10 protein-coding genes are annotated in these 14557 nt (G+C 33.7%); 5 read left to right on the top strand and 5 right to left on the bottom strand.

Annotation, left to right across the window (positions count from 1 at the left end; translation table 11 throughout):
• Positions 1-815: 815 nt before the first annotated feature.
• Entirely contained in the window at positions 816-1532 is a 717-nt protein-coding gene (locus tag AC13CQ_RS05710; RefSeq protein ID WP_008614086.1) for a DUF4294 domain-containing protein, read from the bottom strand.
• A gap of 104 nt (positions 1533-1636) precedes the next feature.
• Between AC13CQ_RS05710 and AC13CQ_RS05705 the strand changes: the two genes are divergently transcribed.
• The 4 genes from AC13CQ_RS05705 (at position 1637) to AC13CQ_RS05690 (ending at position 6030) form a co-directional block, all read left to right on the top strand.
• The gene (locus AC13CQ_RS05705) at positions 1637-2725 is read left to right on the top strand and encodes a M42 family metallopeptidase (RefSeq protein ID WP_008614085.1); all 1089 of its coding nucleotides are present in this window, start codon (positions 1637-1639) and stop codon (positions 2723-2725) included.
• A gap of 102 nt (positions 2726-2827) precedes the next feature.
• Positions 2828-3379 (top strand): NUDIX hydrolase, encoded by a 552-nt coding sequence (locus AC13CQ_RS05700; protein WP_008614084.1) that lies wholly within the window; start codon positions 2828-2830, stop codon positions 3377-3379.
• A 66-nt stretch (positions 3380-3445) separates the two neighbouring features.
• The gene (locus AC13CQ_RS05695; RefSeq protein WP_008614083.1) at positions 3446-5368 is read left to right on the top strand and encodes a DUF294 nucleotidyltransferase-like domain-containing protein; all 1923 of its coding nucleotides are present in this window, start codon (positions 3446-3448) and stop codon (positions 5366-5368) included.
• Complete coding sequence (locus tag AC13CQ_RS05690; RefSeq protein ID WP_008614082.1) at positions 5365-6030, top strand: 3'-5' exonuclease; 666 nt, start codon at positions 5365-5367, stop codon at positions 6028-6030. Before AC13CQ_RS05695 ends, AC13CQ_RS05690 begins: the two co-directional genes overlap by 4 nt.
• A 617-nt stretch (positions 6031-6647) precedes the next feature.
• Here AC13CQ_RS05690 and AC13CQ_RS05685 read toward each other — a convergent pair.
• The 4 genes from AC13CQ_RS05685 to AC13CQ_RS05670 form a co-directional block, all read right to left on the bottom strand.
• Complete coding sequence (locus AC13CQ_RS05685) at positions 6648-7400, bottom strand: DUF6503 family protein (RefSeq protein WP_008614081.1); 753 nt, start codon at positions 7398-7400, stop codon at positions 6648-6650.
• Between the two features lie 363 nt (positions 7401-7763).
• Positions 7764-9674 carry an acetate--CoA ligase gene (gene acs, locus AC13CQ_RS05680; protein ID WP_008614079.1) on the bottom strand — a complete coding sequence of 637 codons (1911 nt, stop codon included), beginning with the start codon at positions 9672-9674 and terminating at the stop codon, positions 7764-7766.
• Between the two features lie 814 nt (positions 9675-10488).
• A complete protein-coding gene (locus AC13CQ_RS05675; protein WP_008614078.1) occupies positions 10489-12288 on the bottom strand; it encodes a glycerophosphodiester phosphodiesterase family protein in 1800 nt (599 codons plus the stop codon).
• Between the two features lie 186 nt (positions 12289-12474).
• Positions 12475-13653, bottom strand: a complete 1179-nt coding sequence (locus AC13CQ_RS05670; RefSeq protein WP_482882741.1) for a RagB/SusD family nutrient uptake outer membrane protein — start codon at positions 13651-13653, stop codon at positions 12475-12477.
• A 12-nt stretch (positions 13654-13665) separates the two neighbouring features.
• Between AC13CQ_RS05670 and AC13CQ_RS05665 the strand changes: the two genes are divergently transcribed.
• Positions 13666-14544, top strand: a complete 879-nt coding sequence (locus AC13CQ_RS05665; protein WP_008610872.1) for an IS982 family transposase — start codon at positions 13666-13668, stop codon at positions 14542-14544.
• Positions 14545-14557: the final 13 nt, after the last annotated feature.

The raw sequence follows: 14557 nt of genomic DNA, 5'->3' as shown, positions 1-14557 counted from the left end.
TTTTCGTTTTTGATTTTCTTCAAAATCTAAACACTAAACTCAAAAATGAACTCTCTTTTATAGAACGTCTCTTGTTTCTCAAAGCGGGTGCAAAAGTAAATTACTTTTTTGTTTCTCGCAACATTTATTTTGATTTTTTTTTCGAAACTTTTAAAAGCTTCTCTAATCTCAACAAACAGCTCAAAACACCCTATTTTAAAGAACTTCGCCCCTCCTCTACTACATGATCTCTCTCTCAAAGCGGGTGCAAATATAGAAACTTATTTAACCATTATCCAAACCTTTTTTTAAGTATTTTTAAAACTATTTCTTAACTGCCTTAGAACTCGAAGGTTAAGCAGTGAAAAAAGTACTTAGTATTTAGTATTTAGTACAAAGAGTTGATTGCTATTCAGTAGGCAGTCTTCAGTTTGCAGTAAGTTTATGGTTTTTAGTTAATGGTTAATGGTTATTGGTTATTGGTTAATAGCAAACTACAAATTCTATAAAGGCTCAGAATACAAAATCTATATGCTCTTTCTTTATTCTTGCCTCCCCTTTTACTTCCGACTTCGGTCTTCGGACTTCTTTCAATAAGCAGTAAGTTTTTAGTTTTTAGTTAATGGTTAATGGTTAATGGTTAATGGTTAATGGCAAACTACAAATTCGAAAAAAGTTAGAAACAATCTATACTCTTTGCTCTTTATTCTTGTCTCCTTTTCTACTTCAAACTTCTTCAATCGATAAAAATTTCAGAAGAAAGGGTAGCTAATGTAATTAAAAAAAATGAATCCTACAACTATTTATTTACAAATGAGGTACTTACAGGATTTTCGTTACTTTTTTGACTGAAAAGACACCTTATCATTAGCATCTTTCCACTTATTTGTGAGTTCTGTATAGTCAAAATCGAGAGCCGATTCTTGTCTTTCTAGCTTTCCGTCGGCAAAAGCACGTTGTAAAATATCTTCAATTAAATAATCTTCATGAACTGCTTCTGGTTGGTATTCTATCTTTATATCAATATCAAACAAACTAGCGGTAGTATTATACCAGAAAGCGCGCCAACCACTTCTTAGCTCTTTAACCAAATCAAAAGCTGTAACTCCTGTTTGCCTGTGTATAAGCTTCACTAATATTTGTCCTTCTGTTCGGGTAAGTTTTTTTAATTCCGCAGAAAACTCATCCTCTATATAACGCTGTATAATTTTTGTATACTGCCTACGCTTCGATTTAGATTCTATTTTATCTAATCGGGCAGTTAATTCTGTTAATCTATCTGCGGCCAGTTTTGCATAGGGATACACTTTTATAGTTTTCCTCTTCAATATATAATAACGTACTTTATCTTTATAAGAGGCAAATCTCAATCTCTGAAATACAACTACAGGATCCAATTCGATCATACTCCTGGGAATAGAGTCGCCATCAAAGAAATAATATTGTCCTGCCAACGAATCTTTAACTGGTTCTACAATGGAATCCCCCTCCCTAATCTGTGCAGATACATTGAGGGTTTGAAAGAAAATTACTATATATATTAACTGTTTCAAGTAAACTTTTGCTTTTGTGTGTTCAAAAATAGCAAATTAGTTTTGCGACACTTATTAAATGTATACGAATATTAGTATTTTCGTGAACTTAAAATATATGATTTATGGCGAATAAGAAGATTATAAACTCAAATTCAATTAAGTTTCTTCAAAAATATTTAAACAATGCCTCTCCTACAGGCTATGAATGGGAAGGACAAAAGATATGGATGGAATATCTTAAGCCTTATGTAGACACATTTATAACCGACACCTACGGAACTGCTGTGGGAGTTATTAATCCTGAAGCAGAATATAAGGTTGTTATTGAAGGGCATTCTGATGAGATTTCTTGGTACGTAAATTATATTACGGACAACGGACTTATATATGTAATACGAAATGGAGGAAGCGATCATCAAATAGCTCCTTCTAAGGTAGTAAATATCCACACTAAAAACGGAATTGTAAAAGGTGTTTTTGGATGGCCAGCTATACATACAAGAGACAATAAGGATGAAAACAGTCCTAAACTAGACAATATATTTATAGATATAGGTGCAAAAGACAAAGAGGAAGTAGAAAAAATGGGCGTTCATGTAGGATGTGTTATTACATACCCTGATGAATTTTTTATTTTAAATGAAGATAAATTTGTTTGTCGCGCTATAGATAATCGTGCTGGTGGATTTATGATTGCAGAAGTAGCTCGTCTCTTACATGAAAACAAACAAAAACTTCCGTTTGGACTTTATATTACCAATTCTGTACAAGAAGAAATAGGTTTACGTGGTGCAGAAATGATTACGCAAACAATAAAACCGAATGTAGCCATTGTTACAGATGTTTGCCATGACACCACTACTCCAATGATAGAAAAGAAAAAACAAGGACATACCGAAATCGGGAAAGGACCTGTTATTTCTTACGCTCCAGCAGTTCAAAATAAATTACGAGAGTTAATTATTGAGACTGCGGAAGAAAAAAATATTCCTTTTCAGCGTATGGCTGCATCAAGATTTACTGGAACCGATACCGATGCATTTGCCTACAGCAATGGAGGCGTTGCCTCTGCATTAATATCGTTACCACTCCGTTATATGCATACTACAGTAGAAACGGTGCATAGAGATGATGTTGAAAATGTAATTAAGTTAATTTATGAAAGTCTTTTAAAGATAAAACCAAATGAAACTTTTAGTTATTTTGACTAAACATTTACGAGGACTTTATCGATAATATAATTACACTCCATATTGTATGGATGAATTTTATTTTTTTTGGTAACCTAAAATATAATTAATAAATAAAATTTTTTGGACGAACTAGTAGACATATTAGATAGCGAAGGAAATGCAACTGGGAAAGTGCTTTTAAAATCGGAGGCTCATAAAAAGGGACTCTTCCATCCTACTGCCCATGTTTGGCTATATACGCAAGAAGGAAAAGTACTCATTCAAAAAAGAGTTGCCGATAAGAAAACATTTCCAAATAAGTGGGATGTTTCTGTAGCTGGACATATTTCTGCTGGGGAAACTGCAGAAGTTTCCGCAGTTCGAGAAGTCCAAGAAGAAATAGGACTTACCATTTCTGAAAAGGATTTAGAAAAAATTGGAGTTCATCGTTCTTCGGTAGTTCATAGTAAGGATGTGATTGATTGTGAATTTCATCATATTTTTTTAGTTGAATTAAAACAACCTCTAGAAACATTGAGTCTTCAGGAGAGTGAAGTAGCGGAAATAAAACTAACACCTATAAATGTGTATTTAGCAGCGCTAAAAAACCACACGCTCATGAAAGATTACGTTCCTTTGGAACCCGATTATCTAGATTTGGTGTTTTCTGCCATCCGAAGAAAAATAATATAAATTTAAAGCCTCTGAAATTTCAGAGGCTTTTTGGTTAAATTTGCTTTAACCTCAAGATTATAAAACATGAAAAATACTATAGCCGAACGTATAGCCGATTTTTTAAAGCGTTTTCCTCCCTTTGAATTACTAAAACCGCATCAACTTTTGGAAGTAGCTAAGGAGGTAAAAGTAATTTATAAGCAAAAGGGAGCAGTTGTTTTTAATCAAGAGGAAGCTGGACACAATCAGTTTTATGTGGTTCATAAAGGAGCAATTGCTATTCAGCGAAATGAAAACAATGAAACAGAAACGCTCGACAAATGCGATGAAGGAGATATTTTTGGTCTGCGACCAATTTTTGCCAAAGAAAACTACATGATAAGCGCAATTGCAGAAGAAGAGTCTATATTGTATGCAATTCCGATTGATTCTTTTCAACCCATCATCAAAAGAAATTATCGTGTTGGTCAGTTTTTAATTGAAAGTTTTGCATCCAACACCAGAAATCCCTACTCACGGGAACACCGTGGGAAATTATATACAGAAGGAGAAGAAATTCCGCAGCAAGCATCTCCAGAATTATACGAGCTACAACCTGTTCGCTATGTTAAAAATATTATAGGATGCGAAAAAAACGAGGCAGTTTCTGAAGTAGCAAAGCTAATGTCTGAAAAAAATGTGGGTTCCATCCTCGTTATCGAGAACGATCTCCCCATTGGGGTAGTAACCGATAAGGATATTAGAAATACTATTGCGGTGGGTTTATTCCCTATTGATATTGCTGTTGAAAAAATAATGTCTTCTCCAGTAATTTGCTACCCAAAAGGACTTACCATAGCCCAAGCACAAGTAGCAATGATGAAACATAAAATTAGCCATATCTGCATTACAAAGGATGGCACTCCAAACAGTAAAGCTATTGGAATAGTATCGGAACACGATATTATTGTAAGTCAAGGAAACAATCCAGCTGCACTGATGAAAGCTATAAAAAGGGCGAATAAATCAAAAACTTTAAGAGCTATTCGTGGTAGAGTTATGCACTTATTGTCGGGTTATCTTCAACAAAACATTCCGATGACGCATGTGTCTAGAATTATGTTTGAGTTAAATGATGCCACCATTAAGAGAGTTATTGAAAGAAGTATTGATAAAATAGGCTCCTCTCCACCAGTTAAATTTGCGTGGATGTCTTTAGGTAGTCAAGGTAGAAAAGAACAACTTTTACATACCGACCAAGATAATGCCATTGTTTTTGAAGATGTAGCAGAAGCTATATACCCTGAAACAAAAGCATATTTTATTGAACTTGCCAAAATAGTAAACAAAGGACTGAGTACTATAGGGTATGAATATTGTCCTGCAGACATGATGGCTCGCAATCCAAACTACACCTTGTCTTTAACCGAATGGAAAAAACAATTTATTAAATGGATGACCGACCCTGGGAATAATGAAATATTATTGTGTTCTATTTTCTTTGATTACGATATTTCTTACGGTGATAGCAGTCTTACCAATCAACTTTCGGAAACTATTTTTAACCATCTTGATTCCAATCAGTTATTTTTAAATGCTCTGGCGGCTAGTTCTCTTAGAAATCCATCGCCGCTTGGATTTTTTAGACAGTTTCTTGTAGAAGCCAATGGAGAGTATAAAGACTTTTTTGATTTAAAGAAAAGAGCCATCATGCCAATTACCGATGCTGGAAGAGTGCTAACACTTCAACATAAAATAAAAAACATTAATAATACTGCTGAACGTTTTGAGAAATTAGCCGAATTAGAGCCCCATAATAAAGAACTCTATCTCTCCTGCTCTTATACCGCCAAGGCTTTATTAAAATTTAGAACGAAACAAGGACTTTTACACAACGATACTGGACGATTTATAGAATTAGAAACCTTAAGTAAAGAGGAGAAAATAAAATTAAAGCGCTGTTTTAAATCGATTAACGAAGTTCAAGAACTCATAAAATTGCGTTACAAAATAAGTACTTTTATATGATTCGGTTTTTTAAAAAACATCGACCAGAAGATCCAGATTTTTGGAAGGCATATGAAGCTAAGTTTTCAGAAAAGCTTCCTGAGTTTATTGATGAAAACGAATTTATTATCCTTGATACTGAAACCACTGGGTTTGATTATGACAAAGATAGAATCCTTTGCATTGGCGCTGTCAAATTAAAAAGCAACACAATTGAAGTTGCTAATGCATTTGAAATATACCTCCACCAAGAGCAATTTAATCCTGAAACCGTAAAAATTCATGGAATTGTAAAAAACGACCCTGAAAATACGGCCACAGAAGCAGAAGCCATTCAGCAATTTTTAGATTATATTGGAAATGCTGTTTTGGTTGCTCATCATGCAAATTTTGATATTGGAATGGTTAATCATGCTTTAAAAAGGTTGCAACTTCCTAAGTTAAAAAATAAGGTGTTAGACACCATGACATTGTATCGAGCTACTAGAATTAACTCTAATCTTATTGATAGAAATAAACATTATAGTTTAGATGAGCTTGCTGAAAATTTAAATATTTCTTTAAAAGATAGACATACCGCTTCTGGAGATGCCATGATTACTGCTATTGCTTTTTTGAAAACTATTTCTAGGCTCTACAAAAATGAAAGAGGAAAGCTTAAAGATTTATTTAAAATAAAATAAAGATACTACTCCAAAATGGTTTCATTATAAAAAATCATCTAGTCATTTCGATTAAAAGGAGAAGTCGCATTCCAATATTTAACTCAACAATATTTTCTGTAATGAGATGCCTCCCGTTGGTCGACAAGACTGCGAGGCTTTAGTCGTTTTGACTGAAAGGAGAAATCGCATTCCTACATTTAACTCAAGAGTATTTCGGGTGATGAGATGTCTCCCGCTGGTCGACATGACTGCGAGGCTTTAGTCGTTTTGACTGAAAGGAGAAATCGCATTCTAATATATAACTCAAGAGTTTTTCGGGTAATGAGATGTCTCCCGTTGGTCGACAAGACTGCGAGGCTTTAGTCGTTTTGACTAAAAGGAGAAATCGCATTCCAACACTTAACTCAACAATATTTTCTGTAATGAGATGTCTCCCATTGGTCGACAAAACTGCGAGGCTTTAGTCGTTTTGACTGAAAGGAGATATCGCATTCCAATATATAACTCAAGAGTTTTCTGGTGATGGGATGTCTCTCGTTGGTCGACATGACTATGAGTATGAGTGTAAAAACACCTAAAAACTTAATTTATTTTACTTATTTATTATGATTTATAACTACGTAAAGAAACCCTAATTAGTTAGGCTTTTCAAACGTCTTACTATCTAAAGTATTTGTATTTAAAGATACTTTTGTAAAAGTTACAGGGGATTTATCTTTTGGAGCAACAACATTCCCTAAAGAATCTTTTGCATACCATACCAAAGTTTTTGGTAATTTAATTCCGTTTACCACTTGCCAATTATCATATTTTATAACACTGGTTTGGTCCTTTGGTTTATTATCAAAAAACGTTACGGTATATGCTAACCATTCCATTTGATGTGTATCTTTATTGTAATAAAGGTAGTAGTTATCTTTTGAGGAAGCTCCTACTCCATCTTGATATGCAATTTTTATTCCGGGGTACGTTTTTCCATCAACCACTAAAGGTTCTGTCTCGCTATATTTAATTCCATCGTCTGCTAGAACAAACGGCATAGCGTAGAAATAAAAGAATAGATTGTGATAAAAATCTGGATTCCCTTTAAAAGCAGCACTATCTTTTTCCATAAGCCATGCTTCTTCTCCGTTATAACCTACTGTATAATTAGACGATTCTATTATAGACTTCCTCGAATTTAAATCAACCGTATAGTTTTCTTCTCCCTTTGTAAAGAGAAGTGTTTTATTCTGTTGCCACGCATCCAAACTTCCATGCGCTTTAAAAACTTCTGCTAATTCTGAAGGGTATTTTTCTAAATTTAATTGTGAGGTTTCCTTTTTATTTTCGGAAGAACAAGCTATAATTATTACAACTAGAATGATTAGGGTAATTATTTTTTTCATGATTGAATTAGATATAGCTACTTTGACGAAAATAAAACAACTTCATTACATTGTGAATTATATAATTCTTAAATATTTTTAAAATAGAAAAGAGGCTGTCTAAAAAGTAATTCATAATTGTCGAGCTTGTCGAAGGATTTTTTGAGTGTTAGTTGTGAAACTTCGACAAGCTCAGTTTGACAAGCTCCTTTAGATGACATTTATAGTTTAGATACTTTTTAGACAACCTTGGAATTATTTTATTCTTACAATTTAGCTGCTAGCCCCGATGGAGCGGATACCCCGTTTGTGAGGCAGCGCCGAGCAAGCGTGTATGAGCGAGAGCGGGAAACAACATTGCTTTTAACGCATACCGCTATGCTCCTAATCTAATTTCTCTTTAATAATTTCGTCAACAACATCTGGATTTAACAGCGTACTCGTATCTCCCAAATTTGATAAATCGTTGGAAGCTATTTTACGTAAAATACGTCGCATAATTTTTCCACTACGTGTTTTTGGTAATCCGCTTACAAATTGAATTTTATCGAGTTTTGCAATCGGACCAATATGCTCAGTAATTTGCTGATTAATTTCGTTACGAACGTTATTTCTATCACGTGTTTCTCCTACTTCTTTCAAAATAACGAAACCATAAAGTGCATTTCCTTTAACGTCATGTGGGAAACCTACTATAGCGGATTCTGCCACTGCTGGGTGTTCATTAATAGCGTCTTCGATTGGTGCAGTCCCTAAATTATGACCAGAAACAATGACAACATCGTCTACACGGCCCGTAATTCTGTAGTAACCAACAGCATCTCGCAAAGCGCCATCTCCGGTAAAATACATGTTTTCAAAAGCAGAAAAATAGGTTTCTTTATACCGTTGATGATTTCCCCAAATAGTTCTGGCAATAGAAGGCCAAGGAAATTTTATACACATACGACCGCTAACGCGATTGCCTTTAATCTCTTTCCCTTCTTCATCCATCAATGCAGGTTGCACTCCTGGCAACGGCAAAGTAGCGTAGGTAGGAATAGTTGGCGTAGCATATGGAATTGGAGAAATCATAATCCCACCAGTTTCGGTTTGCCACCAAGTATCTACAATAGGACATTGCCCTTTTCCTACATTATCATTATACCAATGCCAAGCTTCTTCGTTTATAGGCTCTCCAACAGAACCCAATACTTTTAAAGAAGACAAGTCGTGTTTAGTTACAAAATCTAAATTTTCTTTTGCCAACGCACGAATAGCCGTTGGTGCTGTGTAAAACTGACTTACTTTATGTTTGTCTATAATTTCCCAAAAACGACCAAAGTCTGGATATGAGGGAACTCCTTCAAACATCACCGTTGTAGCCCCATTGGCAAGAGGTCCATAAACAATGTAACTGTGCCCAGTAATCCAGCCAATATCTGCAGTACACCAATAGACATCGTTTTCTTGGTATTGAAATATATTTTTAAAGGTATACGCCGTATTTACCATATAACCTCCTGTGGTATGAACCATTCCTTTTGGCGTTCCTGTGGAACCAGAGGTGTATAAAATAAATAATGGGTCTTCTGCATCTACAATTTCTGGTTCACAAACTGAGTCGGCTTCTTCGAGTAATGGTGCTAGCCACTCATCTCGATTTTCTTTCATATTAATATCTGTTCCAGTACGTTTTGCTACTAAAACAGTTTCTATACAATCACATTTCTCCAATGCTTCATCTACAATTCCTTTTAAATCTATTGATTTATTTCCTCGGAAAGAACCATCCGAAGTAACTAATAGTTTACAATCGGAATCGTTAATTCGTGTTGCTAATGCTGTGGAAGAAAACCCTGCAAAAACAACCGAATGAATTGCTCCTATTCTAGCACATGCCAAAACAGAAACGGCCAATTCTGGAATCATAGGAAGGTAAATACATACACGATCTCCTTTTTTTATTCCTTTTGATTTTAGCACATTTGCGAATTTGCAAACACGCTCGTGTAAATCTTTATACGTAATATGTAAAGCTTCTTCTTCAGGACTATTGGGCTCCCATATAATAGCGGTTTTATCGCCTCGGGTGCGCAAATGCCTATCTATACAATTCTCGGTAATGTTTAATTTGGCTCCTTCAAACCATTTAATTTCGGGTTTGGTGAAATCCCATTCTAAAACATTATCCCATTTTTTTCGCCATATAAAGTGCTCTTCGGCTACTTCTCCCCAAAAACTCTCTGGGTCGCGAACAGACTTTCGGTAAACTTGAAAATACTCTTCTAAGTGTTTGATGTGGTAATTACTCATGGTGACTAATGTACTTATTTTTATGGAAAATACCTAAAACGAAAACGATAGAAATGTAACATTCAAAGTAGTAGAAAATCAAAAACACAAACTACAAATAATTAATTATCAGCTAAATACAATATTTTACTTTACAATTATATATTTATAATCAAAAATCCAAAAATTAGCAGTTTGTAAGATAATAATAGCTGTTAATAGTTTAACAGAAGTAGTTAAGCGAAAAAACAACTTTTATATAATTAATTGATAACAAAAAAGAGGCTGTCTAAAAAATAACTGAAATCATTAATGTCCGAGTAAAAATACAAGACCGCTTCGCTGTAAGAGAAAAGAACAAAGACTAAATATTAACTATTATAAAATGAGTAGTTTAAAGAAATAACATTACTAAACTCCTCTTTTTATTCATTTTTATTAATAGCAAGGGGGCTATTTTAAAAACCTCTATTAACCCTTGATATATGTGGAATGGAATAAACGCGGTCTGCTTTTATCGGACAACAATAAACTAAAATCTAAAGGAGCTTGTTGAAGGATTTTTTTGAGTGTTAGTTGTGAAACTTCGACAAGCTCAGTTCGACAAGCTCAGTTCAACAAGCTCAGTTCGACAAACTCAGTTCACAAGCTCCTTTGACAAGCTGGATAACAACTATGAATTACTTTTTAGACAGTCTCTTAGAGTTTATCACTATTATATTATTATATCTACTCTCTTGATTCAAGCGCACGAAGTATTAAAAGGAAATACTAAAAAATATTTCGACGCAAGTGTTCGAGTATTTAAACTTCGATTATCGAATAAATCATATTATTACTGGTGTAACCCTCTAGCTCTTAAGTATTGAAGAAGTAATGCAGGTCTATCTGTTTGTATCATATCTACATTAGCATCTATAAACCAATTATAAATTTCTGGATTTAGTAAGGCTTTCTCATCGTCATGACCTCCATTATGTTGTGGCCATAATGAATTGACCCAGACTCCTGCTCCTTTATCTCTGATATCCTTAAATTTTTTAATAAGACTAATTGTATCTTGTGGCACCGTAAATTCAAATGCTATAGGCACTTCACTTTCTAGATATTCTTCAATGATATGTTCGGCATTAGGATTATTAAGTTTAACTATTGGCATAAAATATACCTCATCTAAAAACTGCCCAAATTCGGCTTCCACTTCTTTTTTAGTTTTATTCCCTTTAATTACAATCTGATTTAAGGTCTCTGTTTTTTTAGCTATCTCAAAACATTTGTCAAAAATACTATAGCTTTTATCTAAGTTTACTAATATTTTCCCTTTGCATAGACGTAAAGCTTCCTCTAAAGTTGGTATTTTATTTGGCGTTTTAACCCCTAAGCCATCTAATAAATGTAGCGTTTTTAGGCTATCCAGCGTCCAATTACTAACCAATCCTTGTCCATTTGTTGTTCTATCTAAAATCTCATCATGCATTAGTACAAGCTTACCATCTTTTGTTTCTCGAACATCTATTTCCACCATATCTACCCCCATATCTATGCACGACTTAATAGCTTGCAAAGAGTTTTCTGGAGCATTTCGCCAATCTCCTCGATGCGCTACAACCATAATTTCCTTATTAGTAGAGTCTTCAAGGTTACCTATTAAAAGTGGGATTTTAGATTTACTATTTGCGTTTCTTAAATTTTTAGATTTCAAATAATTAATTAAAAATTGAGGACGATCCGTTTGAATAATATTTGCCCCATGATCTATTACCCAACCATAATGCTTATCTGGATTCTCAACTGCAACATCATCCTGATGAAATGCGCATAACTTACCCCATAAAGTATTTACCCAAACGGATATTTTATGCTCTTTTATTTTAGAAATTGCATCAAAAATAGAGGATTCCTCATCACTGTAAATAACTTCAAAAGCTAAAGGATTTAACTGCTCAATATAATCGTTTGTGTATTTTACAGGATCTTTAATCAGTTCATCTTCTGCTTTATAAATATTATAATCTGCTGGCCAAACCATTGGCATATAATTAACTTGCTTTAGCAAATTGCCATGTTTTTTTATCATTACCTCATAGGGGTCATTTCCTTTAAAAATACATTGTTTTAAAGTTCCTGTTTCCTTTAAAATTGAAACTGTTTGAGGTAAATATTCCCATGCTTTATCTAAGTTTAGTAAAATAGATTTGTCTTTAACAGCAAGCATCATTTCTTTAAGCGTTGGCACTTTATGAGCAGTTATTCCATTGGCTCCATTTTTTAAAGACAACTCCTTAATCTCCTCAAGCGTTTTGTCTTTAACCTTTCCAGTTCCTGTTGTGGTACGATCTAACGTTAAATCGTGAATAACAACCAATTGATTATCTTTTGTTATTCGAATATCTATTTCAACAATCTCAACTCCCATTTCAATACAGTTTAGAACGGCTTTTATGGAGTTTTCTGGTGCATTTCGCCAATCCCCTCTATGCGCTACCACCATTACGTGATCATCACTTGGGTTATCTATCATCTCAATAATATCTTGATACGACTGAAAGTAACCTCTTGAATTCTGAGATGAAATATTTATTGAAAAAAGTAAAAAGCAACATAAAGAGACTATTATTTTATGTGTTTGATTCATCTTTTTTTTATTGTTTTTAATTGGTCTGATGTAATATTTTTGATTAACATATAGTTTAAGAGGTCTAAAAAGTAATTTATAGCTTTCAATCTCATCAATTTTTTAAGCTCCAAACATTTGAAAAATCCTTTAACAAGCTTAGGATAACATATCGAGTTTAAATACTTTTTAGACCTCTATATAGGATTAATATCCTGGATTTTGCTCTAAAGCACTATCTGTAGCTATTTGTTTAGCAGGGATAGGCATTAGCAAACGATTTGAATCTGAAACTCCTAATACTTCTCCTGCTCTATTTTGTCGTAAAATATCAAACCATCTGTGTCCTTCCCATACTAATTCTAATCTACGTTGTAAATCTATCTCGTTAAATACTGAATTTTTATCCTCTAAACCTTCATAAAGTCCTAGATTTACACGCTCTCGAATTTCATTTAAATATCCAATTGCAATGTCTATATTACCTCTTTGGTTCTCAATCTCAGCTAACATTAAAAGTACTTCTGCATATCTCAAAACCACCCAGTCACTTTCCGAATCTCCAATTACGGTAGATGGGATTGCTAGTTTTTTGCTATAAGCAATTCCAGATTCTAAAACATCTACATACACTCCTTTTCGTAGATCATCTTCCTCATACAAATCATAAAAATCAGGTTTTAATACTCCATGTCCTTTAGTTCCTGTCATATTCCCTTCTACTCTTCCTGTTGGATTAAACATTCTATAAGCATCTGTTCCTTCACTATTTGCATTAATCCCAGAAGCAAATTGTACTGCAAAAATGATTTCTTCGTTCAATTCATTTTCAGTTGAAAAAACTTCTTCTATAGGTATAAGTTTATGACTTTTTGATTTTACAACTTCAATTAAATTGTCATAAGCGTTTGGATAATCTCCTAGAGTTAAATATACTTTTCCTAAAAGTGTATATGCTGCAGTTTTTACAACTCTCATTTTGTTGTCCTCATTTCTATTTGGTAACAAGTCTACAGCGAGAGTTAAATCTGTTATAATTTGATTATAGACATCTTCTTTTGGGGTTCTAGTCTGCCCAAAATTATCCTGAGGATTTATTATTTCCTCCACAACTAATGGTACATCTCCAAATATTCTCACCAAATTAAAATAGTATAAAGATCTAATAAATAACATTTCACCTATTCTTGCTTTTTTAGTGGTTGCATTATCATACGCTATATCTTCAATTCTATTTAAAACTATATTTGCACGTTGTATCCCTTTATAAGCATCTCTCCAAACATTTTCAATGAGTCCATTTTGAGGAATTACATTATATTGACCCGTTGTGCATTTAGAAAAAGTTGTGCAAACTGCTAAAATGCAGTAAATTGTAGTAACCACACTATAATTTATATGCACAACTTTCAAGCAAATTACGACAAAATCCTCAAGGTTTTAAAAGAATTGGATTGTAAAATGGATTATTTACATCAAATCCGTAAACCTAAATTAAGAGATAAAGAGCTTATAGCTATTGATTTAACATCAGAATATATGAGTGTTGATAGTGAATGCCAGCTTTTTCGAATGTTACCTGCTGGTCTATCCAGCAAAATAGAGCGCAGTGTCTACAATAGAAGAAAGCGTAAGTTGTTTTCTTTTAGAGAATCACTTCGCAAGGCATTAGTGAGAAAGTTGAATAAATCTGAGCATTGTTATATTGTTGACAGTATGCCGTTAGAGGTCTGTAAATTATCAAGAAGCGCTAGAAGTAAGATATGTAAAGAACAAAACTACAGTCTGCCCGAAAAAGGATATTGTGCAAGTCAATCAAGCCATTATTATGGATATAAATTACATGCTGTCTGTTCTGCTCAGGGTGTTATCGAAAGTATGGATATTAGTCCAGCCTCTGTGCACGATATTAATTATTTAAAGGATATAAAGCATCAATTAAGTGATTGCATATTACTTGGTGATAAAGGGTATTTGTCGGCTGAATATCAATTGAATTTATTTGAATATCATAATATTAGACTTGAAACCCCTATGAGAACAAACCAGCATAACTATAGGGAGCAGCCGTACGTTTTTAAGAAATCCAGAAAGCGTATTGAAACATTGTTTTCTCAACTTTGCGACCAATTTATGATTCGAAGGAATTATGCTAAATCTTTTGAGGGATTCAAAAACAGAATATTATCTAAGATTACGGCTATGACGGTCATTCAATATATAAACATATTTGAATTCAACAGAAATATCAATAACCTAAAAATCAATATTGCCTAAATGCACAACGGGT

The organism is Galbibacter sp. L-19 (assembly GCF_056857615.1).
This window is presented reverse-complemented; position numbering and strand designations above follow the sequence as displayed.